Annotated in this window: 14 protein-coding genes; 5 read left to right on the forward strand and 9 right to left on the reverse strand. The window is 65.5% G+C overall.

From position 1 onward, the window contains the following. Positions 1–49: 49 nt before the first annotated feature. Positions 50–2,425, reverse strand: coding sequence for a phosphoenolpyruvate synthase (locus VM99_15670; protein ID AKJ99434.1), 2,376 nt, complete (start codon positions 2,423–2,425; stop codon positions 50–52). Here VM99_15670 and VM99_15675 point away from each other — a divergent pair. Both VM99_15675 and VM99_15680 read left to right on the forward strand, forming a co-directional pair. After that, positions 2,384–2,590 (forward strand): hypothetical protein, encoded by a 207-nt coding sequence (locus VM99_15675; protein ID AKJ99435.1) that lies wholly within the window; start codon positions 2,384–2,386, stop codon positions 2,588–2,590. The genes VM99_15670 and VM99_15675 overlap by 42 nt on opposite strands. A gap of 14 nt (positions 2,591–2,604) precedes the next feature. Next, the gene (locus VM99_15680) at positions 2,605–3,423 is read left to right on the forward strand and encodes a PEP synthetase regulatory protein (protein ID AKJ99436.1); all 819 of its coding nucleotides are present in this window, start codon (positions 2,605–2,607) and stop codon (positions 3,421–3,423) included. A 186-nt stretch (positions 3,424–3,609) separates the two neighbouring features. On the opposite strand, the gene VM99_15685 is transcribed toward VM99_15680, so the two are convergent. The 4 genes from VM99_15685 to VM99_15700 all read right to left on the reverse strand — a co-directional run bounded on the left by VM99_15685 (position 3,610) and on the right by VM99_15700 (position 7,448). Next, a complete protein-coding gene (locus VM99_15685) occupies positions 3,610–3,837 on the reverse strand; it encodes an antibiotic synthesis protein MbtH (GenBank protein ID AKJ99437.1) in 228 nt (75 codons plus the stop codon). 84 nt (positions 3,838–3,921) lie between these two features. Continuing rightward, positions 3,922–5,334, reverse strand: a complete 1,413-nt coding sequence (locus VM99_15690) for a 2,4-diaminobutyrate 4-aminotransferase (GenBank protein ID AKJ99438.1) — start codon at positions 5,332–5,334, stop codon at positions 3,922–3,924. Positions 5,335–5,439: 105 nt separating this feature from the next. Beyond that, positions 5,440–6,771, reverse strand: a complete 1,332-nt coding sequence (locus tag VM99_15695) for a histidine kinase (GenBank protein AKJ99439.1) — start codon at positions 6,769–6,771, stop codon at positions 5,440–5,442. Further along, positions 6,768–7,448: a transcriptional regulator gene (locus VM99_15700; protein AKJ99440.1), complete on the reverse strand. Its 681-nt coding sequence runs from the start codon at positions 7,446–7,448 to the stop codon at positions 6,768–6,770. The genes VM99_15695 and VM99_15700 overlap by 4 nt, the downstream gene beginning before the upstream one ends. 178 nt (positions 7,449–7,626) lie before the next feature. On the opposite strand from VM99_15700, the gene VM99_15705 reads away from it, so the two are divergent. Genes VM99_15705 through VM99_15715 form a run of 3 tightly spaced genes read left to right on the forward strand, consistent with a single transcriptional unit; the run spans position 7,627 to position 10,969 of the window. Next, positions 7,627–9,357, forward strand: a complete 1,731-nt coding sequence (locus VM99_15705; protein ID AKJ99441.1) for a thiol:disulfide interchange protein — start codon at positions 7,627–7,629, stop codon at positions 9,355–9,357. Next, on the forward strand, positions 9,357–10,226 hold the full coding sequence (locus VM99_15710; GenBank protein AKJ99442.1) for a peroxiredoxin: 870 nt from the start codon (positions 9,357–9,359) through the stop codon (positions 10,224–10,226). The genes VM99_15705 and VM99_15710 overlap by 1 nt, the downstream gene beginning before the upstream one ends. Next, positions 10,202–10,969 (forward strand): dihydroneopterin aldolase, encoded by a 768-nt coding sequence (locus tag VM99_15715; GenBank protein ID AKJ99443.1) that lies wholly within the window; start codon positions 10,202–10,204, stop codon positions 10,967–10,969. The genes VM99_15710 and VM99_15715 overlap by 25 nt, the downstream gene beginning before the upstream one ends. Before the next feature lie 430 nt (positions 10,970–11,399). Here the strand turns inward: VM99_15715 and VM99_15720 are convergent, their stop codons facing one another. The 4 genes from VM99_15720 to VM99_15735 all read right to left on the reverse strand — a co-directional run bounded on the left by VM99_15720 (position 11,400) and on the right by VM99_15735 (position 26,598). Continuing rightward, on the reverse strand, positions 11,400–12,254 hold the full coding sequence (locus VM99_15720; protein AKJ99444.1) for an integrase: 855 nt from the start codon (positions 12,252–12,254) through the stop codon (positions 11,400–11,402). Further along, positions 12,251–12,547, reverse strand: coding sequence for a transposase (locus VM99_15725; GenBank protein AKJ99445.1), 297 nt, complete (start codon positions 12,545–12,547; stop codon positions 12,251–12,253). The genes VM99_15720 and VM99_15725 overlap by 4 nt, the downstream gene beginning before the upstream one ends. A 64-nt stretch (positions 12,548–12,611) precedes the next feature. Beyond that, complete coding sequence (locus VM99_15730) at positions 12,612–13,418, reverse strand: 2-succinyl-6-hydroxy-2,4-cyclohexadiene-1-carboxylate synthase (protein ID AKJ99446.1); 807 nt, start codon at positions 13,416–13,418, stop codon at positions 12,612–12,614. Between the two features lie 193 nt (positions 13,419–13,611). Next, the gene (locus VM99_15735; protein ID AKJ99447.1) at positions 13,612–26,598 is read right to left on the reverse strand and encodes a peptide synthase; all 12,987 of its coding nucleotides are present in this window, start codon (positions 26,596–26,598) and stop codon (positions 13,612–13,614) included. Positions 26,599–26,636: the final 38 nt, after the last annotated feature.

Raw genomic sequence — 26,636 nt, forward strand, 5'->3', positions numbered from 1 at the left:
CCCACAAAGGTTACCCGGCTTAAATCACCGGTGAGGCCCCTTCACTCAATCAGACCGCGCCCTGCCCCTCGGCCAGGAAGAACCAGGTTTCCAGCACGGAGTCGGGGTTCAACGAAACGCTTTCGATGCCCTGTTCCATCAGCCACTTGGCCAGGTCCGGGTGGTCCGAAGGGCCCTGGCCGCAGATGCCGATGTACTTGCCGGCCTTGTTGCAGGCGGCGATGGCGTTGGCCAGCAGCTTCTTGACCGCCGGGTTCCGCTCGTCGAACAGGTGCGCAATGATCCCCGAGTCGCGGTCCAGGCCCAGGGTCAACTGGGTCAGGTCGTTGGAGCCGATGGAGAAACCGTCGAAGAACTCGAGGAATTCTTCCGCCAGGATGGCGTTGGACGGCAGTTCGCACATCATGATCACGCGCAGGCCGTTGTCGCCACGGGCCAGGCCGTTCTCGGCCAGCAGGTCGACCACCTGGCTCGCTTCACCGAGGGTACGTACGAACGGCACCATGATCTCGACGTTGGTCAGGCCCATCTCGTTGCGCACACGCTTGAGGGCGCGGCACTCGAGCTCGAAGCAATCACGGAACGATTCGCTGATGTAGCGCGAAGCGCCGCGGAAGCCCAGCATCGGGTTTTCTTCTTCCGGCTCGTAGAGCTTGCCGCCGATCAGGTTCGCGTATTCGTTGGACTTGAAGTCCGACAGGCGCACGATGACCTTTTTCGGGTAGAACGCCGCTGCCAGAGTGCTGATGCCTTCTACCAGTTTCTCGACGTAGAAACCGACCGGATCGTCGTAGCCGGCGATGCGCTTGTCGACGCTGTCCTTGATCTCGGGCGGCAGGCCGTCGTAGTTCAGCAGCGCCTTGGGGTGCACGCCGATCATGCGGTTGATGATGAACTCCAGGCGGGCCAGGCCCACGCCGGCGTTCGGCAACTGCGCGAAGTCAAAGGCGCGGTCCGGGTTGCCGACGTTCATCATGATCTTGAACGGCAGCTCCGGCATGGCGTCCACGGAGTTCTTCTTGATGTCGAAGCCCAGCTCACCTTCGAAGATGTAGCCGGTATCGCCCTCGGCGCAGGACACGGTCACGCCCTGGCCGTCCTTGAGCAGTTGGGTGGCATTGCCGCAACCGACCACGGCCGGGATCCCCAGCTCACGGGCGATGATCGCCGCGTGGCAGGTGCGCCCGCCGCGGTTGGTGACGATGGCGCTGGCGCGCTTCATCACCGGTTCCCAGTCCGGGTCGGTCATGTCGGACACCAGGACGTCGCCGGCCTGAACCTTGTCCATCTCCGAGACGTCGTTGATGATCCGCACCTTGCCGGCGCCGATGCGCTGGCCGATAGCACGGCCTTCCACCAGCACGGTGCCGGTTTCCTTGAGCAGGTAGCGCTCCATGACGTTGGCCTGGGTGCGGCTCTTCACGGTTTCCGGACGGGCCTGCACGATGTACAGCTTGCCGTCGTCACCGTCCTTGGCCCATTCGATGTCCATCGGGCACTTGTAGTGCTTCTCGATGATCATCGCCTGCTTGGCCAGCTCGCTGACTTCGGCGTCGGTCAGGCAGAAACGCGCGCGCTCAGCCTTGTCCACGTCGACGGTCTTGACCGAACGACCGGCCTTGGCTTCGTCACCGTAGATCATCTTGATGGCCTTGCTGCCCAGGTTGCGGCGCAGGATGGCCGGGCGGCCGGCAGTCAGCGTGCCTTTGTGGACGTAGAACTCGTCCGGGTTGACCGCGCCTTGTACGACGGTTTCACCCAGGCCGTAGGCGCCGGTGATGAACACCACGTCACGGAAGCCCGACTCGGTGTCGAGGGTGAACATCACGCCGGCGGTGCCGGTTTCGGAACGGACCATGCGCTGCACACCCGCGGACAGGGCGACCAGCTTGTGGTCGAAGCCCTGGTGCACGCGGTAGGAAATGGCACGGTCGTTGAAGAGGGAAGCGAAGACTTCCTTGGCGGCGCGGATGACGTTTTCCACGCCACGGATGTTCAGGAAGGTTTCCTGCTGGCCGGCAAAGGACGCGTCCGGCAGGTCTTCGGCGGTGGCCGAGGAACGTACGGCGACCGCGATGTCGGGATTGCCTTCGGACAGCTTGGCGAAAGCGGTGCGGATCTCGCTGTTCAGTTGCTCGGGGAACTCGGCTTCCATGATCCACTGGCGGATCTGGGCGCCGGTCTTGGCCAGGGCATTGACGTCATCGACGTCCAGGGCATCGAGCGCATCGTGGATCTGCTTGTTCAGGCCGCTCAGTTCCAGGAAATCACGATAAGCCTGAGCGGTCGTGGCGAAGCCACCTGGCACCGATACGCCGGCACCGGCGAGGTTACTGATCATCTCGCCCAGGGATGCGTTCTTGCCCCCCACATGCTCCACATCATGGACGCCGAGCTTATCGAGGGAAACTACGTACTCTACCAAGGTGATCTCTCCACTAACTGTGTTGGAAAAGCTCAAGGCACCGACGGCTCCAGGGGAGCGATTGCCGGCGATATGGCCTGGACCTGGAAAATAAGTGAGAATGCGGGCCACTGGCGGCCGGCAAATCGCGCCTATCATATCCAAGAATCGTCACTAGCTCACTAGGGCCCAAGGCGCAAATGAAACGATCTGCTTTCTTTATCTCCGACGGCACCGGCATCACGGCCGAAACCTTAGGTCAAAGCCTGTTGGCGCAATTCGAAAACATTACCTTCACCAAGCTGACACGTCCGTACATCGACAGCGTCGACAAAGCGCGGGCCATGGTACAGCAAATCAATAAAGCCGCCGAAACCGACGGTTTCCGCCCGATCATCTTCGACACCATCGTCAATCAGGACATCCGTGAGATTCTCGCAACGTCCAATGGTTTCATGATCGACATCTTTTCGACCTTCCTGGCGCCCCTGGAGCAGGAACTGAGCGAACACTCCTCCTACTCGGTCGGCAAGTCCCATTCCATCGGGCACAACTCCAACTACATGGAGCGGATCGAGGCGGTCAACTTCGCGCTGGACAACGATGACGGCGCCCGCACGCATTATTACGACAAGGCCGACCTGATCCTAGTGGGCGTGTCGCGTTGTGGTAAGACGCCGACGTGCCTGTACATGGCGATGCAGTTCGGCATCCGCGCGGCCAACTACCCGCTGACCGAAGAGGACATGGAGCGCCTGCAACTGCCCAGCGCCCTGCGCGCCCACCAGCACAAGCTGTTCGGCCTGACCATCGACCCGGACCGCCTCACCGCGATCCGCAACGAGCGCAAGCCCAACAGCCGCTATTCGAGCTATGCCCAGTGCGAGTTCGAGGTGCGCGAAGTGGAAAATCTGTTCCGGCGGGAAAATATTCCGCATATCAATTCCACGCATTTTTCCGTGGAAGAGATATCGGCGAAGATCCTGGTGGAGAAAGGGGTGGAGCGGCGGTTCAAGTGATGTAGAGGCCTGAAACCAAAACCTGTGGGAGCGAGCTTGCTCGCGATAGCGGTGTGTCAGCCGCATGAATGTTGCCTGACACTTCCCAATCGCGAGCAAGCTCGCTCCCACATGGGTTCTGGTATGACTGCAGGATTGTATTCCCCTGCTTTCCTCCTGTGGAAAGCAGCTCCCACAGGTTCTACCTCAATGAACCCCAGCCCCCTGTTCTTCCATTTTCTTGCGCAGGCTCAACGGGCGCATGTCGGTCCAGACTTCTTCGATGTAGGCCAGGCATTCCTTCTTGAAGCCGCTCTTGCCGACGGTACGCCAGCCTTCGGGAACGGCCTTGTAGTCCGGCCAGATCGAATACTGCTCTTCGTGGTTGACCACGACCTGAAAGACGATGTCCTCGCGGTCGAATACTGAAGTCATGGGTGTCTCTCCATCTTTGCTCGAGGTTCACTGCGGCGCATGCGCAGCCAGGGTATGAAAGGAACGTTTGGGGCCGGATGAAAATTAGGCGTCGCTGACGGCCGCGCTCAAGGCGCGCCCGAAAATGTCGGCGATCCGGTCGATGTCGGCCGCGGTGACGATCAGCGGTGGCAGGAATCGCACCACGCCGCCCTGGCGTCCGCCCAGTTCCAGGATCAGCCCGCGCTTGAGGCACTCGCGCTGCACCCGTGGCGCCAGGCGGCCATCCACCGGCGGATGGCCCTGGGCGTCCGGCGTGCCGTGGGGGTCAACCAGCTCGACGCCAAGCATCAAGCCACGACCGCGGATATCACCCAATTGCGCAAAGTCGCGCTGCAGAATGCGCAGGTGCTCGCTCAGGCGCTCACCCATGGCGGTCGCGTGGGCCGGCAGGTCATGCTCCACCAGATAGCGCATGACCGCCGAGCCGGCGGCCATCGCCATTTGGTTACCCCGGAACGTCCCGGCGTGGGCGCCCGGCAACCAGGTGTCGAGCCAGTCGCGGTAGACCACCACCGCCAGCGGCAGGCTGCCGCCGATGGCCTTGGACAGTACCACCACGTCCGGGATGATCCCGGCATGCTCGAACGCGAACATCTTGCCGGTCCGACCGAAGCCGCTCTGGATTTCATCGACGATCAGCGCCACGCCGGCCTGCTCGGTGATCCGCCGCAAGCCGCGCAGCCAGTCGAGGTCGGCCGGTATGACCCCGCCCTCGCCTTGCACCACTTCGACGATCACCGCCGCCGGCAATTGCACCCCGGCCTCGGGGTCGTTCAACAGGTTGTGCAAGTAATGCAGGTTGGCCTTCACGCCTTGCGCGCCGCCCAGCCCGAACGGGCAACGGTAATCGTAGGGGAACGGCATGAACTGCACGCCATTGCTGAGCAAGGCACCCAGGGGTCGCTTCGGCCCCAGGCTGCCCATCAGGCTCAGCGCGCCCTGGCTCATGCCGTGGTAACCGCCCTGGAACGACAGCACGGTGCTGCGTCCGGTGGCGGTGCGCACCAGTTTGAGGGCGGCCTCCACCGCGTCGGTGCCGGTGGGGCCGCAGAACTGGATCTTCGCCTCGGCCGCCAGCGCCGCCGGCAGCAGGCCGAACAGGTCCTGGACGAAGCGATCCTTGACCGGCGTGGTCAGGTCCAGGGTGTGCAGGGGCAATTCATCCGCCAGCACCTGCTGGATCGCCTCGATCACCACCGGGTGGTTGTGCCCCAGCGCCAGCGTGCCGGCGCCGGCCAGGCAATCGATGAACGTACGCCCCTCGACGTCTTCGACATGCAAGCCGCGGGCACGCTTGAGGGCCAGGGGCAGGCGCCGGGGATAGCTGCGGGCATTGGACTCCTGGCGGCTCTGGCGGGCCAGCAGCGGCGACTCATTGAATTGATAGAGTGTCTCGGCCGGCTCCGGGCTGAGCCGGGCCGGTGGTGCTTCGATAAGGCTGTTGGCGACTGGCATCTCTCGACCTCGCTGTGCACACATGTGCAGGTTTCCTGATGTGGAAACGCACCAGCGAGGCCGGGATTTAGCCTGTGGAGAAAAAGCTCGTCCCAGGTAAGGGGGTCAGCCCGGCAACGACTGCACCGGCACCGTCAACTCGACTCGCAACCCGTCCGTCCGGCTGTCGAAATGCAGGCCGCAGCCGCAACGCTGGACGATGGCCTGGACAATCGCCAGGCCCAACCCGCAGCCCGTGCTCTGGCCGTTGCGCCAGAAGCGTTGGGTCAGGTGCTGGATGTCGTCGGCGGCGATGCCCGGCCCATGGTCGCGCACCTGGAAGCGAACCCGCTGGCCGACCATTTCCAGGTTCAACTGCACCTCGGTATCGCCGGGGGTGTGGCGCAAGGCGTTATCCAGCAGGTTGCGCACGGCGGCGATGGAGAGCACCGCCGGCATCTGCACCGGCGCTTCGGACACCCCTGGGGCCAGTTGCAGCTTGATCCGCCGGGAATCATGGCTGGCCGCGTCCTGGATCGCCAACCGCGCGACCTGCTCGGCATTGCACTGCACGCCATCGTCGAACGACAGGCTACCCTCCACCCGCGCCAACAGCAGCAACTGCTCCAGGGTTCGATGCAGGCGGTCGGCGCCCTCCTCGGCCCGGGCCAGCGACTGGTCGCGAGCGGCGCCTTCGGTCATGCGCGCGACCTGCAGGTGGGTCTTGATGGCCGTCAACGGGCTGCGCAGTTCGTGGGCGGCATCGCCGGTCAGCCGCCGCTCGCGCTCGAGGGTCTTGCCAATGCGCTGGAATAACTGATTCTGGGTCTCCAGCAGCGGCCGCAGTTCGCTGGGCAGCGGATGGATCTGCAGCGGCTCCAGGGAATCGGCGTTGCGCCGCATCAACGCGTCGCGCATGCGATTGAGCGGCGCCAGGCCCTGGCCGATGCCCAGCCACAACAGGCACAGGCAGCCGAGCAGCGCCACGCCCACCGGCACCGAGGCCGCCAGGAGGATCGACATGTTCAGGGCCTCGCGCTCGATCTGGCGGTCGGCGGTGGTGATACGCACGTCACCTCGGGCCAGGGTGAAGCTGCGCCAGGGCGCGCCGTCGATCATCTGGTCATGGAAACCCATTTTCTCCGCTTCCAGGGCCTGCTCCGGGGTGCCATGGCTGCGCGCCAGGATTTCCCCACGCAAGGAACTGACCTGGCAGGCCATGCCCCCGGGGATGCTCAACTGCTCGGCGCTGAAGTGCGTGCCGTCGCCCTTGCTGGGCAACGGTGGCAACTGCTCCAGCAGGCCGGCGACCATCCGCGCCGACGCCACCAGGCGCTGGTCGAGGGAAAACATCATCTGGTTGCGCAGGTCGCTGAGCATCCACGCCGCCGCCAGGGCCCAGATCAGGGCGAAGGCCGCGCCGAGGGTCAGGCTCAGGCGCAATCGCAGGCTCATCACTTGGAAGACTCCCCGCCATCGGCAGGCCCCAGGCGATAACCCAACCCGCGCACGGTCTCGACGATCCCGTTGCCCAGCTTGCGCCGCAGGTGATGGATATGGACATTGAGGGCGTTGCTCTCCAGTTCGTCGTTGAAACCGTAGACGCTGTCCTTGAGTTGCTCGGTGGACAACACCCGGCCGCGACTGTGCAGCAGGGCCTGCAACAACGACTGCTCGCGCCGGGACAAGTCCACCGGCTGGCCGTCCAGCAAGGTTTCCCGGCTGCTGGGATCGTACGTCAACCGGCCGTGTTCGATCAGGTTGACGCTGCGCCCCGCCACGCGCCGCAACAGGGTGTGCAGGCGCGCCGCGAGTTCGCGCAGGTCGAAAGGCTTGAGCAGGTAGTCATCGGCGCCGGCCTGCAAGCCGTCGACCCGATCGGTCACCGAGTCCCGCGCGGTGAGGATCAACACCGGGATCTCCAGGCCTTGCTGGCGCAGTTGCTTGAGCAGTTTCAGGCCGTCCTCGTCGGGCAGCCCCAGGTCCAGCACCATGACGTCGAACTCGGCCACGCCGACCATCGCCCGCGCCGCCGACGCCGTGGCAACATGCTCGACGGTCAGGCCCTGGGCCGTAAGGCCGGCGACGATGCCGCTGGCGATCAACTCATCGTCTTCGCAGACCAGTACGTGCATGGTAAGCCCCGTGGAAAAAGGTACATTAGGCCGCCGGCCGATTAAGCCGACATTATGCGACGAGTCCGCCCGATTTGGGCGATCATTGCGGTCGGGGCCCGGTTGCCGCCGGGTTAATCGACGGTTAATCGCCGGCCGCCATTGTGCATTCCACTTGCTTCGTTCTAAGGCTTTATCCATGCGTCGATTGTTTTTGTTGTGGCTGTTACTGATTTCGGGCCTGGCCCAGGCCGCCAATCCCTTCGAGACCAAACCCGATTTCCTGCCGGTGGAAAAGGCCTTCGTGTTCACCTCCGAACGCTTGGATTCCGGCGAAACGCAGCTGTTCTGGCAGATCGCCGATGGCTACTACCTGTACCAGCAACGGCTCAAGTTCGACGGCCTGGCCGAGGCGCAGAAACCCAGGCTGCCGGAGGGTGAAGCCCACAGCGACGAGTTCTTCGGCGACCAGCAGGTCTATCGCCAGGCCTTGGAACTGAAGATCCCGGCCGGTGCCACCGGCAAGGTCAAGGTCGGCTTCCAGGGCTGCGCCGACGCGGGCCTGTGTTACCCACCCCAGACGCAAATCGTCGATCTGGGCGGCGCCGCACCTATGGCCGCCGGCAACCAGGCGCCGGACCAGGCCCTGGCCAGCGGCCTGCAACAACGGGCATTGGGCTGGAGCCTGCTGGTGTTCTTTGGCCTGGGACTGTTGCTGGCGTTCACCCCGTGCTCCCTGCCCATGCTACCGATTCTGGCGGGCCTGGTGGTGGGCAGCGGCGCCGGCCCGCGGCGCGGCCTGGCGCTGGCCGGCAGCTACGTGATCAGCATGGCCCTGGTGTACGCCGCCATGGGCGTATTGGCCGCGTTGCTGGGCGCCAACCTCCAGGCGTTGCTGCAGCAGCCGTGGCTGCTGGGCACGTTCGCGGCGATCTTCGTGCTGCTGGCGCTGCCGATGTTCGGTTTCTTCGAGTTGCAGTTGCCGGCCGCCCTGCGCGACCGCCTGGAAAACGCCGGGCGCCAGCGCCGCGGTGGCAGCCTGGTGGGCGCCGGCATCCTCGGCGCACTGTCCGGTCTGTTGGTGGGGCCGTGCATGACCGCCCCGCTGGCCGGCGCGCTGTTGTACATCGCCCAGGGCGGCAATGCGCTGCACGGTGGGCTGATCCTGTTTGCCATGGGCCTGGGCATTGGCCTGCCGCTGTTGCTGCTGGTGACCGTGGGCAATCGCTTCCTGCCCAAGCCCGGCGCCTGGATGAACCTGCTCAAGGGCTTGTTCGGCTTCCTGTTCCTGGGCACGGCCCTGTTGATGATTCGCCCGGTGATCGATGGCTCGCTGTGGATCGGGCTGTGGGGCGCGCTGTTGTTGATCGCCGCGTACAGTGCCTGGCGCCAGACCGAAGGTTTTGGCCGCGCCGCCTATGCCTGCGGCAGCGCCTCGTTGCTGTTCGGCCTGTGGGGCAGCGTCCTGGTGGTCGGTGCGGCGGGCGGCAGCGATGACTTCTTCCAGCCGCTCAAGGTCTACACCACCACCGCGCCGGGCGGCTCGGTCGCCAAGGCCCATGACGCCTTCGTCACGGTCAGTGAGCCGGCGGCCCTGCAACAGCAATTGGACGAGGCCAAGGCCCAAGACCAATGGGTGCTGCTGGACTACTACGCCGACTGGTGCGTGTCCTGCAAGATCATGGAAAAACAGGTGTTCGGCCGCGCCGACGTGCAGGACGCCTTGAACGGCGTGCGCCTGCTGCGCCTGGACGTCACCACTGACAACGCCGCCAGCCGCGCGTTACTGGGCCGCTACCAGGTGCCAGGGCCGCCGAGCCTGTTGTGGATCGGCGCCGACGGTGAAGAACGCCGCAGCCAGCGGATCACCGGGGAAGTCGATGCCAAGGCCTTCCTGGAACGCTGGAACGTCACCAGGGATGCCCGCTGATGCTCACGCTCACCCTCGGCACTTTTGCCATCGCCCTTAACCACCTGCTGCTGATCAGCGCCTTGGCGCTGGCGACCTTCGTGGGCTGGCGGGTCGCCAAGCGCGGTGGCGAGAACCCCGAGTCGGTGCTGTTCGTGCTGTTTTTGCTCGGCCTGCTGGCCGCGCGGGTCGGCTTTGTCGTCGCCTACTGGAACCATTACCAGGACGATGCCTGGCAAATCGTCGACCTGCGCGACGGCGGTTTCCTGGCCTGGCCGGGGGTCGTCGCGGTGTTAATCGGCGCATTGCTGTGGGCGCGGCGGCGCCCGGCCCTGCGCCGGCCGTTGGGTTTCGGCGTCGGCAGTGGCTTGCTGTTCTGGCTGGTGGCGTCCCTGTCGCTGACGATCTACGAACAGGGCACGCGGCTGCCGGACATCGACCTGCGCAGCGCCGACGGGCAGACCGTCAAGCTCGGCGACTATCAGGGCGGCCCCCTGGTGATCAACCTCTGGGCCACCTGGTGCCCGCCCTGCCGGCGTGAAATGCCGGTACTGGAAGAAGCCCAACAGCGGCGTCCGGACCTGACGTTCCTGTTCGTCAACCAGGCCGAAAGCATGCAGAGCGTGAGCACCTACCTCGCCACCCAGGGCTTGAGCCTGGACAACGTGCTGTTCGACGGCAGCGGTCGCCTCGGCCAGGCCGTGGGCTCCATGGCCCTGCCGACGACGCTGTTCTACAGCGCCGACGGTCGCCTGCTGGGCAGCCACCTAGGCGAGCTGTCGGAAGCGAGCCTGGCCCGCGCCCTGGAAAATTTTGAAGCGCCGGGTTCGCCCGTGCCGCCCCACCCTGTCACAAGGAAATCGCCATGCCCCGCCTCCGCCACCTGCTGACCCTGGGCTTTTCGGCCGCGTTGCTGCAAGCACCACTGCTCCAGGCCGAAGAGCTGCCAGCGGCGATCAAGAAGATCGAAGCCAAGGGCGCGAAGATCATCGGCACCTTCGACGCCCCGGACGGCCTGCGCGGTTACGCGGCGCAATACCAGAACCGAGGCATGGCCCTGTACCTGACGCCGGACGGCCAGCACGTGCTGCTGGGCAACCTGTATGACGCCGACGGCAAGGACCTGAGCGTGGAACCGCTGCAAAAGCTGGTGTATGCGCCGATGGCCAAGGCTATGTGGGCGAAGATGGCCGCCAGCCATTGGATCGCCGACGGTAACCCGGACGCGCCGCGCACGGTGTACCTGTTCAGCGACCCGAACTGCCCGTACTGCAACATGTTCTGGGAGCAGGCGCGGCCCTGGGTCAAGGCCGGCAAGGTGCAACTGCGCCACATCATGGTGGGGATCATCCGCGAGGACAGCCCAGGCAAAGCCGCGGCACTGCTGGCGGCCAAGGCCCCGGAGAAAGCCCTGGAGACCCACGAGAAGGCCGGCAAGGGCAGCGCCCTCAAGCCCCTCAAGGACATCCCGCCGGCCATCCAGGCGAAAATGGACGCCAACCAGCAGTTGATGGACGAACTGGAACTGACCGCGACCCCAGCGATTTTCTACCTCGACGACAAAGGCGAACTGCAACAACAGCAAGGCGCGCCTTCGCCGGACAAACTGGTGAAGATCCTCGGGCCGAAGTGATGTCGGCTGGGCGGGCTTGCTCGCGATAGCGGTCTGTCTGTGCCGGTGATGCTGGCCGGGCGGGCCCCTTCGCGGGCAAGCCCGCTCCCACAGGGATCTTTGCCAGGCGCAGATTGTGTGTACATCCCCCATTAATTGTGGGAGCGGGCTTGCTCGCGATAGCGGTCTGTCTGTGCCGGTGATGCTGGCCGGGCGGGCCCCTTCGCGGGCAAGCCCGCTCCCACAGGGATCTTTATCAGGCGCAGATTATGTGAACATCCCCCATTAATGGTGGGAGCGAGCTTGCTCGCGATAGCGGTCTATCTGTGCCGGTGATGCTGGCCGGGCGGGCCCCTTCGCGGGCAAGCCCGCTCCCACAGGGATATTTGCCAGGCGCAGATTGTTTGAACTGAGGTGGTCAATTTTTTCCGGACACCTCAATCGGTGTTTTTCAGGCTGCTTGCCGCTCATACTGATTGGGCGGCAAATAGCCCAAGGATGAATGGATTCGCCTTCCGTTATAGAACCGCACGATGTAGTCCGTGATGTCTTTGATCGCTTCGCCATGGTTGGCGTAATCCTTGCGCCAAACACGCTCCATCTTCAGATTCAAGAAGAAGCGCTCCATGACCGCATTGTCCCAGCAGTTGCCCTTGCGACTCATGCTGCAACGCATTCCATGTCGCGTCAGCAAGTTCTGGTAATCCGTACCGGCATACTGGCTGCCTCGATCCGAATGAGCGATCAAGCCCGGTTCAGGTTGTCTCTGCGCGATGGCCAGTTGCATCGCACTGCATACCAACTCTGCTCGCATGTGGGGTGCCATGGCCCAGCCCACGATTTTGCGTGAGTACAGGTCCATGACGGCCGCCAGGTACAGCCAGCCGCTGCGGGTACGGATGTAGGTGATGTCAGCGACCCACGACTGGTTGATGCGCTCGGGATTGAACTGGCGATTGAGCAGGTTCTCAGCCACCGGAAAATTGTGATTGCTGTCAGTGGTATGAACGAACTTGCGCTTCCAAATCGGACGCAAATCCTGTTGTTTCATCAGGCGGCGGACCTTGTTCCGTCCAACGGAGACGCCAGTGTCACGCAGCGCTTTCACCAAACGACGGCTGCCATAACAGTGTTCATTGGACACGAAGGCAGCCTTGAGCTGAGCGGAAACCGAGCACACAGGTTTTGGCTTCAAACGCCGCTGACGAGCTTCGTAAAACCCCGAACGACTGATCCGCAACACCCGGCAGATACGCGCCACCGGGTAGGCCTTGCATTGGACTTGGTGAACCAACTGGTGGATCACTTCAACTCGCGGGCAAAGAAGGCCGTAGCTTTTTTTAATATGTCATTATCCGTCTTCAGTTCGCGGACTTGCTGTTCAAGCTGGCGAATACGCTGCTGGTCGCTGGTCAATGGTTTGCCAATCCCCGTACCGCCCGACTGCTCGGTTTGATACTGCTGAACCCAGCGGCGCACGGCGGTATCGCTCAGGCCTAAATCGGTACAAACCGAGTTCACGCTCAGACCTTGATCAACAACCATCTTGCAGACCTTCAGCTTGAACTCGGCGTCGAATTTTCTGTACTTCTTAGTCATGGAATATTCCTCAATGAGTGTAGTTTCACCCATTGAGGTGTCCGGGGCTATTAGACCAGCTCAGTCAGCGGCGCAGGAACTCCAGCAATACCTGCGTCACGAACTCCGGGTTTTCCAGGTTGGAGATATGCCCCGCCTCCGGGATCAGCACGTGGGGGCAGCCGATCCGCTCGGCCATCTCCAGCGCTTCGGACGGCGGGCGCGGCTTGTCCTGGTCGCCGCACATCACCAACGTGCGCCCGGCGTCCAGTTCAGTCAGGCGCGGAAGGATGTCGTCCCGGCCAAAAATGATCCGGCCCAGCGGCACGATGCTGTCGCGCAGGCGCTCGGTCGGCAGCGCCGCCAGGGTCGCACGAAACTGCTGGTACAAGGAGGACTGCGGATCGATGCCAGGGCGGAAGAAGATCGGCACGACGATGTCCAACAGCGGTTCGGGAATGCTGCCGCTGGCTTCGATCTTGTCGAACAGCGAGAAGTAGTACTGGCGGGTCGGCTCCGGCTCGACGCCCACGTAGGTGTCCATCAGTACCAGGGACTTGACCCGCGTCGGCGCCGCCAGCGCCAGCCGCGCGCCCCACATCCCGCCCACCGACAGCCCCACCAGGTCGAAGCCGTCGACCTGCAGGTGATCCATCAAGGCCAACGCCTGGCGAGCCAGGTCGTCCAGCGAGGTCATGCCTTCGGGCAGCCGCCCGGATTGGCCATGGCCCCACAGGTCCATGGCGATGACCCGGTAATGCCGGGACAACGCCTCGATCTGCGGCGCCCACATGGTGTGGTCCCACAAATAGCTGCTGCCCAGCAGCACCACCGGGCCATGGCCCTGATCCAGGTAATGAAGCGGTTGTCCGTCAACGGTTGCAAAAGGCATCGGCGACCTCCTTGTATGAATGAAAAAGGCCTGGAGAGACTGGGCCGTGCAAGGCGAGGCGTCAACCTCGGGTTGCGGCGCATCACGCACGACCGCCTTCGCGAGCAAGCCCGCTCCCACAGGGGCTCAGTGTTCACAAGCCTGGAGGGGGAGCGGGCTTGCTCGCGAAGAGGCCCTCACCGCCACCGCCGCCCTACAGCCCCTCCAGCTCGGCCATCAAGTCGTTCAGCCGATCCACCTTCTCCCCGGTGATTTCACTGGCCGCCAGCCCCTCGATGTAACGGGCCAGCGCTTGCACCGTGCTGCATTCGAACATCGCCCGCAGCGGCACCTCGCGTTGCAGGGCCTTTTGCACCCGTGAAGCGATTTGCGTCGCCAGCAGCGAATGCCCGCCCAACTCGAAGAAGTTGTCGCGTACCCCCACCCTCTCGACCTTCAGCACCTCGGCCCAGATGTCCGCCAGGGTCTGCTCCAGTTCATTGCCGGCCGCCTGGTAGTCCTGGCTTTGCAACTGGCCGATCTCCAGGGCCGGCAAGGCCTTGCGGTCGAGCTTGCCGTTGGCGTTGAGCGGCAGGCGCTCGAGCCACAGCCAGTGCAGCGGCACCATGTACTCCGGCAGTTCGGCCCGCAGCCGCTGCTGGATGCGCTCCAGGCGCTCGCTGGGGCTCAGCGCCGAATCGGCGGCCACCAGGTAACCCACCAAATGCTTGCCATGGACGCCTTCCTGCACACCCACCGCCGCGTCGCGCAGCTCGGGTTGTTCGTGCAGACGCGCCTCGATTTCCCCCAGTTCGATGCGATAGCCGCGCACCTTCACCTGATGGTCGATGCGCCCGACGTACTCCAACACCCCGTCAGGGCGCCGCCGGGCCAGGTCGCCGGTGCGGTACAGCCGCTCTCCCGGCGCCCCGAACGGATTCGGCACGAACACCGGCGCGGTGCGCAAAGGATCGCTGACATACCCGCGCCCCACCCCGGTGCCAGCCACGCACAACTCGCCGACGGCGCCCAACGGCACCAGGTCCAGCGCGCCGTCGAGCAGGTACAAGCGGTTGTTGTCGGTGGGCGTGCCGATCGGCAGGTAGGTGCCACGGGTCGAGGCCAGGTCCACGCGGAAGAACGCCACGTCATCGGAGCACTCCGCCGGACCGTAGGCGTTCACCAACCCGATGGCCGGGTAGCGCAACAGCCATTGGTGGGCCAGCTCCGGTGGCATCGCCTCGCCGGTGGGCAGCATCCAGCGCAGGCCATCCAGGCCGATGCGCTCCTGGGCGAGCATGCCCTGGATCAACGACGGCACGCTTTCCAGCACTGTGATGCCCTTGTGCTGCACGTGTTGCAGCAAGCCTTGCGGGTCATGGGCGATGGCATTGGGCACGATGTCCACCCGCGCGCCGAACAGCGGCCCGGCGAGGAACTGCCACACCGAAATGTCGAAGCTCTGGGACGCCGTCTGGGCGATCACGTCGGCTTCGCTCAACGCCAGGTACGGCACCTTGCTGAGCTGGTTGTTGAGCATACCCCGTTGTTCCACCATCACGCCCTTGGGCAATCCGGTGGAGCCGGAGGTGTAGATGACGTAGGCCAGGTGTTGCGGCCCGCTGTAGATGCCAGGGTTTTGCACCGACGCAGCGCTGGCCTGCACCTCTTCCCACACCAACAGCTTCGGCCGCCCGGAACAAGCGAATGCGTCCAGCAGGGCCAACGCCTGGGCGCGGCAGGCCTGACTGCACACCAGCAACGGCGTGCGGCTCAGCTCGATGATCCGCTCCAGGCGCTGGCTCGGCAGGCCCGGGTCCAGGGGCAGATAGCCGGCGCCAGCCTTGAAGCTGCCGATGATCATGCCCAACAGGTCCGCGTCCCGCTCGGCCAGCAACGCCACCGGCTGGTCGAAACCAACGCCGGCGGCCACCAGCGCATGGCCGAGGCGATTGCTGCGGGCGTTCAGTTGCGCATAGGTGTGCGTCACGTCCAGGCAACTGACGGCGATGCGCTGCGGATGGGTCGCCACCTGGGCTTCGAACAGTTCGACGTAGCTGTGTTCCAGCGGGTAGGCCCGCTCGCTCCGGTTGCAGCCATGCACCAGCAAGTCCCGTTCCTGGGCGCCAATCAGCGGCAGCTCGGCCATGTCCCCGTGGAACCCGTCCATCAAGGCCAGCAACAGGCGCTTGAACTCCGCCAGCAAGCCCTGGACGGTGGATTCGTTGAAGTAGCGCTGGTCGTAGGAAAGGTGCAGACCCAGGTCATCCCCCGGATAGCAAACCGCGGTCAGCGGGAAGTTGGTGTGGGTGCGGCCCGAGTCCGAGGTGGCGTTGAGACTCTGGGCGCGGTCCAGTACCGAGACCTCCACCGGCGCGTTCTCGAACACGAACAGGCTGTCGAACAGCGGCTGGCCCTTGGGCAGCTCGCTGGCCTCCTGGATGCTCACCAACGGCAGGTATTCGTACTCACGCAACTGCATGTTGCTGTCCAGCAGGCCGCCGAGCCACTGGCGCACACTGCACGGCTGATGGTCCTCGGGCATCTGCACCCGCAAGGCGACGCTGTTGATGAACAGGCCCACGGTGCGCTGCATCTGCGGCAGTTCCACCGGACGCCCGGCCACGGTGACGCCGAACAGCACGTCGCGGTCGCCGCTCACACGCCGTAGCACCAGGGCCCACGCGCCCTGGGCAAAGGTGTTGACCGTCAGTTGATGGGCCTGGGCCAGTTCCCGCAGGCGCGCACCGTCCCGGACATCGAGGCGAGTGTAGCAGTCGCCGACGATCATGCCGCCGCTGTCACCGGCGTGTTCGCGCAGGAACGGCCGGTCGGCGGGGATCGGTGTGGTCCGCTCGAAGCCTTGCAGGTTGCGCTGCCACCACTGCCGGGCCTCGGCCAGGCTCTGGTGCTGCAACCAACCGATGTAGTCGCGGTAGCGCGGCGGCACGGCGAGCCGGGGTTCGCGGCCCTCACCGAGGGCCGTGTAGAGCTCGAAAAAATCGTCCATCAGCAGCGAACGGCACCAGGCATCGATGAGGATGTGGTGGTTGCTCATCATGAACCAGTAGCGCGCCGCGCCGACCCGGATCAGGCGCAAGTGGAACGGCGCCTGGTTCAACAGATCGAAACCGGCCTCGCGCTCGTCCTTGAGCAAGGTTTGCAGCCTGGCTTCCTGCTGGTCTGGCGACACCTCGCTCCAATCGAGGTAATCCACCGGCGTGCGACCGGGCTTGTGGATGATTTGCAGCATGTCTTCGCCCACGTTCCAGCAGAACGAGGCGCGCAGGGCTTCGTGCCGGGCGATGACCGCTCGCCAGGCCTGGGCAAAACGCTGCGGGTCGAGTTCGCTGTTGATGCGGTAACGGTCCTGCATGTAGTACAGGCCGGTGCCTGGTTCCAGCAAGGTGTGCAGCAACATGCCTTCCTGCATCGGCGTCAGCGGGTAGACATCCTCGATCTGCGCGGCGGGAACCGGCAGGCTGTCGAGCTGGCCCTGGGTCAGTTTCGCCAGGGGGAAATCCGAGGGCGTCAGGCCGCCCGCTTCATCCGAGAGGCAATGGGCGATCAGTTGCCGCAGCTCATCGAGGTAGGCCTCGGCCAGGTGGGCGATCGCGTGTTCGTCGTGGCGTTCGCGGCTGTAGGTCCAGCGCACCACCAACTCGCCACCGCTGACCTGGCTGTCGACGCTCAGTTCGTTGGGCAGCGGCGCGTCGGCGTCGTGGATCGCCCCCAGGGGTGCGTCCAGCGCTCGGAACAGTGCGTCGTGGCCCAGGGTCTGGTCGAGCTGGCCCAGGTAGTTGAAGGTGATCGACGCTCGCGGCAAGACGGCCATGGCCTCGCGCGAGGCCTCGTCGGCCAGGTAGCGCAGCACGCCATGGCCGAGACCTTTGTGGGGCACGGCGCGCAGCTGTTCCTTGATGGCCTTGATCGAGGCCCCCAGGTCGTTGACCTCGGGGCGCAGGCGCAGCGGGTAGACGTTGGTGAACCAGCCCACGGTGCGGGTCAGGTCGAGGTCATCGAACAGCGCTTCGCGGCCGTGCCCTTCGAGCTGGACCAGCACCGACTCATGGCCGCTCCAACGGCACAGCACCCGGCTCAACGCCGTGAGCAACAGATCATTGACCTGGGTGCGGTAGGCACTCGGCGCCTGTTGCAGCAGTTGCCGGGTCAGCTCGCGGTCCAGGTGCACGCTGACGGTTTGCGCGTGACGCTCCAGGCGACCGCCGTCAGGGTGCGCGCACGGCAGCGCCTGCGCCGGGCCACTCAAGCGTTCTCGCCAGCCGTCCAATTCTTCGCGCAGGGATTCGCTGCCGGCGTAAGCCTGCAGGCGCGCCGCCCAGTCACGAAACGGGCTGGTCTTGGCCGGCAACTGCGGCGCCTGGCCGGCGGCCAGCTGGCGGTAGGCGGTTTGCAGATCGTCCATCAGCACCCGCCACGACACACCGTCAACCACCAGATGATGGATGACGATCAACAGCCGTTGCCGGCCTTCGGGCAACTGCGCCAACAGCGTGCGTAGCAACGGCCCGGTGGGCAGCTCCAGACTGCGCTGCGTTTCGGCGAACAAGCTCTCGCAGGCTTCCAGGGACGTGACCTGGACAGACTCCAGCCACCGCGCCTCGGCCAGCGGCTGGTGTGCGGCGCGCCAGTGTCCGGTGGTGGCGTCGAAGCCCAGGCGCAAGGCATCGTGCTGTTCCACTACGCTGCGCAGCGCCTGCTCCAGGCACTGCGGGTCGAGGGCGCTGGTCGGTTCCAGCAACAGCGCCTGGTTCCAGTGATGACGGTTCGGCATCGGCGTTTCGAAGAACCAATGCTGGATCGGCGTCAGCGCCGACTCACCGCTCACCAGGCCCTGCTCGGCGCGCACCTGCTCGACATGACTGGCCACGGCCGCCAGGGTCTGCACGGTCTGGTGCTGGAACAAGTCCCGGGGCGTGAAATGAATGCCCTGCTGCCGGGCGCGACTGACGACCTGGATGGACAGGATCGAATCGCCGCCCAGTTCGAAGAAGTTGTCGTTGAGGCCGACCTGCGCGACGTTCAGCACCTCGCCCCAGATCGTCGCCAGGGTCTGCTCCAGGGCACTGGCCGGCGCCACATAGTGCTGGCGGTTGAGCTCCGGGTCCGGCGCCGGCAAGGCGCGGCGGTCGAGCTTGCCGTTGGCGGTCAGTGGCATGTTCGCCAGCAGGATCAAGTGCGTGGGCACCATGTAGTCCGGCAGTTGTGCCTTGAGCTGGCTGCGCAAGGCTTCGCGCAATGCCGCCTGTTGCCCGGCGTCCTGTTCGGCGATATCGCTCACCAGATAGGCCGCCAGTTGCTTGCCTCCTGGCAGGTCAAGGGCGAGCACCACCGCTTCGCGAATCGCCGGGTGTTCCAGCAGGCGGGTTTCGATTTCCCCCAGTTCGATGCGGAACCCCCGGACCTTCACCTGGTGGTCGATCCGCCCGAGGTACTCCACCTGGCCATCGGCGCACTGGCGCACGAGGTCGCCGGTGCGGTACAGGCGCCCGCCAGCAGTGGCGAACGGGTCGGCGACGAAGCGCTCGGCGGTCAAGCCCGGACGCTGGTGATACCCCTGGGCCAGCCCCGCACCGCCCACATACAACTCGCCCGTGACGCCCTGGGGCACCAGTGCCAGGTGCGCGTCGAGGATGTAGGCCACCCGCGCGCCGACCACGCTGCCGATCGGCACGCTCGCAACGCCCTCCTCCAATCGCTCCGGCGCCAGGCTCGCCAACGGCATCACCACGGTTTCGGTCGGGCCGTAGGCGTTGAAGAACAGGCTCGGGCTGAATGCCGCCCGGATCCGTTGCAGGTGCTCCCCCGTCAGCGCTTCGCCACCGGTGATGCACATGCGCACCGGCAGGGTTTGCCCGTGGCTCGCCAGCCATTGCGCCAACTGGCTGCCATAGCTGGGGGTGAAGCCGAGGACGTTGACCCGATGCGCGCGAATCAACCCGCAGATGCCCTCGGCGTCCCACTGCCCCTGGGCCCGCAAGACCACCTGGGCACCGCTGAGCAGCGGCACCAGCAGGCGCTCGGTGGCGGCGTCGAAGTTGATTGAATAGAAATGCAGCTCGCAATCGTCCGGGCGCATGCCGAAGCGTTGGATCACGGCCTGGCAGTGCATGGCGATTTCCCCGTGGGACACCACCACGCCCTTGGGCTGGCCGGTGGAACCAGAGGTGTAGATCAGGTAGGCCGGGTGCTGCGGCAAGGTGTTCGACGGCGGCGCCTGGTCCGGGTATTGCGCCAGCGCCGGGCTGTCGTCTTCCAGGCACCAGCACGCCACGCCGTCGGGCAACGGACCGAGGGCCTGGAACAGGGCCCGGTCACTGAGCAGCAAGCCGACGCCGCTGTCCTCGATCATGTAGTGCAAGCGGTCCAGCGGATACTCCGGATCCAGCGGCACGTAGGCACCGCCCGCCTTGAGGATCGCCAACAGGCCGATGACCATCTCCAGCGAACGCTCCAGCGCCAGGCCCACCCGCACCTGCGGCCCGACGCCGCGCTCACGCAGCACCCAGGCCAGGCGATTGGCGCGGCGGTCCAGCTCGCCGTAGCTCAGGGTCTGCTCGGCGAAGGTCAGGGCCGGCGCTTCGGGACGGGCCTGGACCTGTTTGTCGAACAACCCGTGGAGGCACTGGTCCAGACGATGTTCACCGGGTTCGACCCCGAGGCTGTCGAGCAACTGTTGCTGTTCCTCGGCGGCCAGCAGCGGCAGTTCACCCAGGCACCGGGCCGGGTCGGCCAGCAGCGCCTCCAGCAGATTGCGCCAGTGCCCGGCCATGCGGGCGATGCGCGGCTCGTCGAACAGGTCGGTGCTGTAGGTCAGGCAGCAACCCAGGCGATGATCGAGGTCGGTGACCTCCAGGTTGAGGTCGAACTTGGTGGCCCGGGCGTCGTTGGCCAGGTATTCGACGCTCATCCCGGCCAACGTGCGGCGCTGCTGGAACTCCCAGCGCTGCACGTTGCACATCACCTGGAACAGCGGGTTGTAGGCGGCGCTGCGTGGCGGTTGCAGGGCTTCGACCAAGTGATCGAACGGCAAGTCCTGGTGAGACTGGCCTTCGATCACCGTGTGCCGCACCTGCTCGAACAACTCGCTCACGGTCATCTGCCCGTCGAGTTGGCAGCGCAGCACCTGGGTGTTGAGGAATGCGCCGATCAGCCCTTCGCTTTCCGGGCGAATGCGGTTGGCCACCGGCGCGCCGATGCGCAAGTCGGTCTGGCCGCTGTAGCGGTAGAGCAGCACCGCGAGGGCGGCGGTCATGGTCATGAACAGGGTCAGGCCGTGTTCGGCATTGAAGGCACGCACCCGCGCCGCCAGGTCATCGCTGAGGTCGAAACGAAACAGCTCGCCGCGATGGCTTTGCACTGGTGGGCGCGGACGATCGCCGGGCAACTCCAGCAGCGGGTGTTCGTCGCCCAGTTGCGCGGTCCAGTAGTCCAGTTGGCGTTGCCGCTCGCCGGACTCCAGCCACTGGCGCTGCCAGACGCTGTAGTCCAGGTACTGTACCGGCAAGGGCTCCAGGGGCGACTCGCGGTCATCGACAAACGCTTCGTACAACGCGCTCAATTCGCGGGCGAAAATGTCCATCGCCCAGCCTTCGGTGACGATGTGGTGCAGGGTCAGCACCAGGTAATGTTCACGCTCGCCGGTCTTGACCAGGCAGGCGCGCAGCAATGGCCCGGTTTCCAGGTCGAAAGGCCGGTGGGCCTCGCTGTCCGCCAGTTGTTGCACGCGTTGTTCACGGACGTCGGCGGCCAGGGTCGAGAAGTCCTTCCAGTCCATGCGCAGGCCTGTCTCGGCGTGCACCTGTTGCCGGGCAACCCCGTCGATGCTCGGGAAGGTGGTGCGCAAGGTTTCGTGGCGCAGGATCAACGCCTGCAACGCCGCCTCGAAGCGCCCGACGTCGAGCACCCCGCGCAGGCGCGCCATGCCGCCGACGTTGTAGGCCGGGCTGTCCGGTTCCATCTGCCAGAGGAACCACATGCGTTGCTGGGAATAGGACAGCGGCACCGGTTGGCCGCGGTCGACCTGCTCGATGGGGGGCTGGCGGTTGGTCTGGCCACTGGCCTGGATCAAGCGCACCTGCTCGGCGAAGGCCCCCACCTCGCTGGCCTCGAACAGGGCCCGCAACGGCAGCTCGACGTCGCAGGCCTGGCGGGTGCGGGAGATGATCTGGGTCGCCAGCAGCGAATGGCCGCCCAAGGCAAAGAAATCATCCCGCAGGCCAATCCGTGCAAGCCCCAGGACGTCGCGCCAGATTCCGGCGATCTGTTGTTCGAGGGCGCTGGTCGGCTCGACGTGTTCGCGCACCTGCCAGTGCGGCTCGGGCAAGGCGCGCCGGTCGAGCTTGCCGCTCGGGCCCAGGGGCATGGCGTCCAGGCGCAGCAGTTGGGCCGGCACCATGTAGTCCGGCAACTCGGCGGCCAGGGCGGCCTTGAGCCGGGCGTGGATGGCATCCTGGTCTTCGGAGACATCGGGGGCGGTGTAGTAGCCGATCAGTTGCGGGCCCACCGAGGTGTCCCGCACCAACACCGCAGCCTGGGCGACACCGGCCTGGGCCAACAGCCGCGCTTCGACTTCCTGGGGCTCGACGCGAAAGCCTCGTAGCTTGACCTGTTGGTCGAGGCGACCCAGGTACTCGATCACGCCCTCGGCGTTCCAGCGCGCCCGGTCGCCGGTGCGGTACAGCCGCGTGCCCGCCTCGCCCAGCGGGTCGGCGACAAAGCGCTCGGCGCTCAGGCCGGGACGGGCAAGGTAACCACGGGCCAATCCCAGGCCACCGATGCACAATTCGCCCGGCACACCGGCCGGCACGGGATTGAGTTCGTCATCGAGGATGCGGCACAGCACGTTGCCCAGTGGCCGACCGATCGGCGAGTGCTCGCCATCGGCCTCGGTGCAGTGCCAGTGGGTGACGTTGATGGCTGTTTCAGTCGGGCCGTAGCGATTGTGCAATTGCGCAGCCGGCAGGTGCGCCAGCACCCGGTTGCGCAGCTCGGCCGACAAGGCTTCGCCACCGCAAAAGACGCGACGCAGGCTGGTGCAACGGGTGCTCAGCGGTTCGTCGATGAACAGGCTGAGCAGCGGCGGCACGAAGTGCAGCGTGGTCACGCCAAACTGTTGCACCAGTTGGGCGATGCGGTGCGGGTCGCGGTGTTCCCCCGGGCCGGCAAGCACCAATTGGCTGCCGGTGAGCAGCGGCCAGAAGCATTCCCACACCGACACGTCGAAGCTGATCGGCGCTTTTTGCATCAGCACATCGGTTTCATCCAGCCCATAGGTGGCCTGCATCCATTGCAGGCGCTCCGCCAGGGCCGCGTGAGTGTTGCCCACGCCCTTGGGCTGGCCGGTGGAGCCGGAGGTGTAGATCACGTAGGCCAGGTGATCGCCATGCAGGTGCAGGCCCGGTGGGTTGCTCGGCCATTGCTCCAGGTGCAGGGCGTCCAGGGCGATGACGCTGACGCCCGCGCAGGCGGGCAAACGATCGAGCAAGGCGCTCTGGGTCAGCAGCAGTTCGACACCACTGTCCTCAAGCATGTAGGCCAGGCGCTCGGCCGGGTAATCGGCATCCAGCGGCACATAGGCACCGCCGGCCTTGATGATCGCCAGCACGCCGACGAGCAACTGCGGCGAACGCTCGGCGGCAATCGCCACGCAGACATCCGGGCCAACGCCTTTGTCGCGCAGGTAGTGCGCCAGTCGATTGGCCTGGGTGTGCAGCTCGGCGAAGTCCAGGCGACCGCCGTCCCACAGCAACGCTGTGTGCTGCGGCGTGCGCCGGGCCTGTTCGTTCAACAGCTCCGGCAACCACTGGCTGGCCGGCGCGCACGGCGCCGCGCTCCACTGCCGTTGCTGGGCGTATTCATCGGCGCCGAGCAACGGCAGTTCGCCGATGGCTTGTTGCGCATCGGCACAGACCGCGCGCAACAGGTTGCCGTAATGCTCGGCCAGGCGAGCGATGGTCGAGGCCTCGAACAGGTCGTCGGCGTAGTCGAACGACAGCGTCAGCCGGCCGTGGCGATCCTCTTCGCTGTGCAATTGCAGGTCGAACTTGGCTTCGCGACTGTGCCACGGCAACTCATCGGCCAGCAGCCCCGGCAGGCGACGCAAGGCGCCCAGGTCGCGTTGCTGATGGTTGAACATCACCTGGAACAGACCCTGCTCCCGAGCCTGGGGAAACGCTTCCAGCAGTTGCTCGAACGGCAGGTCCTGGTGGGCCTGGGCGCCCAGGGTGGCCTCCCGCGCCTGGCCCAGCAACGCGGCGAACGGCTGCCGCGAATCCACCTGTCCGCGCAGCACCTGGGTGTTGATGAAGAAGCCGACCAGACCCTGGGTTTCCAGGCGTGGCCGGTTGGCATTGGGCACGCCGATGCGGATGTCGGCCTGGCCGGTGTAACGCTGCAGCAGGACCTGGAAAACCGCCAGCAACAACATGAATGGCGTCGCGTCGTGGGCCAGGGCCGTTTGCCGTACTGCGTCGCTCAGGGCCTTTTCCAGGCGCAAGCCATGCCGCGCGGCACTGCGCCGAGAGTGGGCGCGGCGGGGATGATCCGTGCTCAGCGCAAGAGTCGGGTGCTCATCGCCCAGTTGCTGCCGCCAGTAGGTCAATTGGCGTTCGGCCTCGCCCTCGGCGAGCCACTGGCGCTGCCAGTTGCCGTAGTCGGCGTACTGCAACGGCAGCGGCGCCAACGCGGCAACCTGCCCCTGGCAGGCCGCCGCGTACAGCCGCGAGAACTCATCGACCAGGATGTTCATCGACCAGCCGTCGGCGATGATGTGGTGCAGCGTCACCAGCAGGTGGTGGTCCTCGTCGTCCAGACGCACCAGGCGGACCCGCAGCAACGGGCCCTTTTCCAAGTCGAACGGGGTGCTGGCTTCTTCCTCCCGGATCTGGCGTGCGCGGGCGTCGCGCGCGTCCCTCGGCAGGTCGCGCAGGTCGAATACCGGCACGTTGAACTCCACCGCCGGATCAATCTGTTGCAGCGCGACGCCGTCACGTTCCAGGAACCGCGTGCGCAACGATTCGTGGCGCTCGATCAGGTGCTGGAAGCTGCCACGCACGGCGTCTTCATCCAGCTCACCGCGCAGGTGCAAGGCGCCGGGAATGTTGTAGGCGCTGCTCGCGGGATCGAGCTGCCAGGTGATCCACAAACGGTTCTGCGCCAGGGACTGCGGCAGCGCGTGGTGGCGCGCCAAGGTGCCGATGGGGTCCTGGGCCCGACCATTGGCCGAGGGCAGGCTGGCCACCGCGGCGGTGAAGGCGGCCAGGGTCGGGGCCTCGAACAGCAACCGCAGGTTCAGTGCCATTCCCAGGGCTTCACCCAACCGTGCAATCACCTGGGTCGCGGCGATGGAGTTGCCGCCCAGCAGGAAGAAATGATCGTCGGCCTGGACCTGTTCGACCTGCAACTGCTCGCACCAGAGCTGGCCGATCCGCGTTTGCAGGGACGTTGACGGCCCGGCCTCGGCGACCGCCTCCGTGGCCTGCGACGGAAACCGCGCATAGCTGTCGAGGCTGCCGTCCGCCAACCGGGCACGGCAGGCCGAGCGCTGCAACTTGCCGCTGGACGTCTTGGGCAAGGCGCCGGGGTTGAGCAGCGCCACCACGCTCGGGGCTTGCTGGCAGGCCTCCGCCACGGCTTGGCGAATGGCCTTGATCAAGGTGTCGGGCGCCAGGAGTTTCTGCACGCTGCGGCTGATTTCCACGGCAATGCCAATGCCTTCCTCACCGTGGTCATCGACCGCGAACGCTGCCACCCGGCCTTTGCGCACCGCCTCGACCTCGCGCTCGACGGCTTGCTCGATGTCCTGGGGATACAGGTTGTGCCCGCGCACGATGAGCAAGTCCTTCAGGCGACCGGTGATGAACAGCTCGCCGCCGCGCAGGAAGCCCAGGTCGCCGGTGCGCAGCCAGGTGCGACCGGCGTGCTGGACGAACGTCTGGGCGCTGGCTTCGCGATTGCGCCAGTAGCCGTGGGCGATGCTGGGCCCGGCGGCCCAGACTTCGCCGACCTGGTTGTCTTCGCGCACCTGTAACGTGGTGGGTTCGACGATCAGCACGGCATGGCCCGGCTGGCTGACACCGCAACTCATCACCGCACTGCCCTGCCCCGGCTCGACACGGTTGAGCGCCAGTGCCGCGTCGTCCACCCGTAGCGAAGGAATGCCTTGGCGACGCGGCGTGCCGGCCACGAACAGGGTGGCTTCCGCCAAACCATAGGAGGCCATGAAACTGGCCTCGGTGAAGCCGCACGGGGCGAACTTTTCAGCGAAGCGTTGCAGTGTATCGAGGCGAATCGGCTCGGACCCCGAATAGGCCACGCGCCAACCGCTCAGGTCGAGACGCTCCAGGGCCGCCTCACTGACCCGCTCGCTGCACAGCCGGTAGGCGAAGTCCGGGCCACCGCTGATGGTGCCACCGTACTCGCTGATCGCTTCGAGCCAGCGCAGGGGCCGGGCCAGGAAGTAGCCAGGCGACATCAGTACGCACGGCACACCACTGAAAACCGGCTGCAACAGCCCACCAATCAGGCCCATGTCGTGGTACAGCGGCAGCCAGCTGACGATGACGTCATCGGGGTTCAGGTCGATGCCGAAACCCTGGCGGATCAACAGCTCGTTGGCCACCAGGTTGCCGTGGCTGACCTGCACGCCCTTGGGCAAGGCGGTGGAGCCGGAGGTGTATTGCAGGAAAGCGATGTCATCGTCCTGCAACGTGGGTGGCAGCCATTGCTCGGCGAGCCCAGGCTGCAACGTATCGACGCACAGCACCGGCGGCGCCGATTCGAGGGCTTGCAAGGGCTCGCGCAAATCACTGCTGGTGAGCAACAGGCGCGGCTCGGCGTCGGCGATGATCGACAGCAGGCGCTCCTGGTGATGACGGCGCGCGGACTCCGGTGGATAGGCCGGCACCGCGATCACGCCGGCGTACAGGCAACCAAAGAACGCCGCGACGTAATCCGGGCCGCTGGGGAACAACAGCACCGCACGTTCGCCGAACGCTGCCTCGGCCTGCAAGGCGGCGGCGATGGTTCGGGCACGCACATCCAGGTCGCGATAACTCAACACCACACCCTGCTCCGGGGTATCGGCAAGGAAGCGCAGGGCCACCCGGTCCGGCGTCAACGCGGCGCGGCGCTGGAGGGCATGGGCCAGGGTGCTGGGGAGTTCGAACGCGTCGGTCATGAGGTTTCCTGCCTGAAATTCGGCTTGCAAGTGGTATC

It is taken from the genome of Pseudomonas chlororaphis (assembly GCA_001023535.1).
In the GTDB taxonomy this organism is placed as follows: Bacteria; Pseudomonadota; Gammaproteobacteria; order Pseudomonadales; family Pseudomonadaceae; genus Aquipseudomonas; species Aquipseudomonas chlororaphis_E.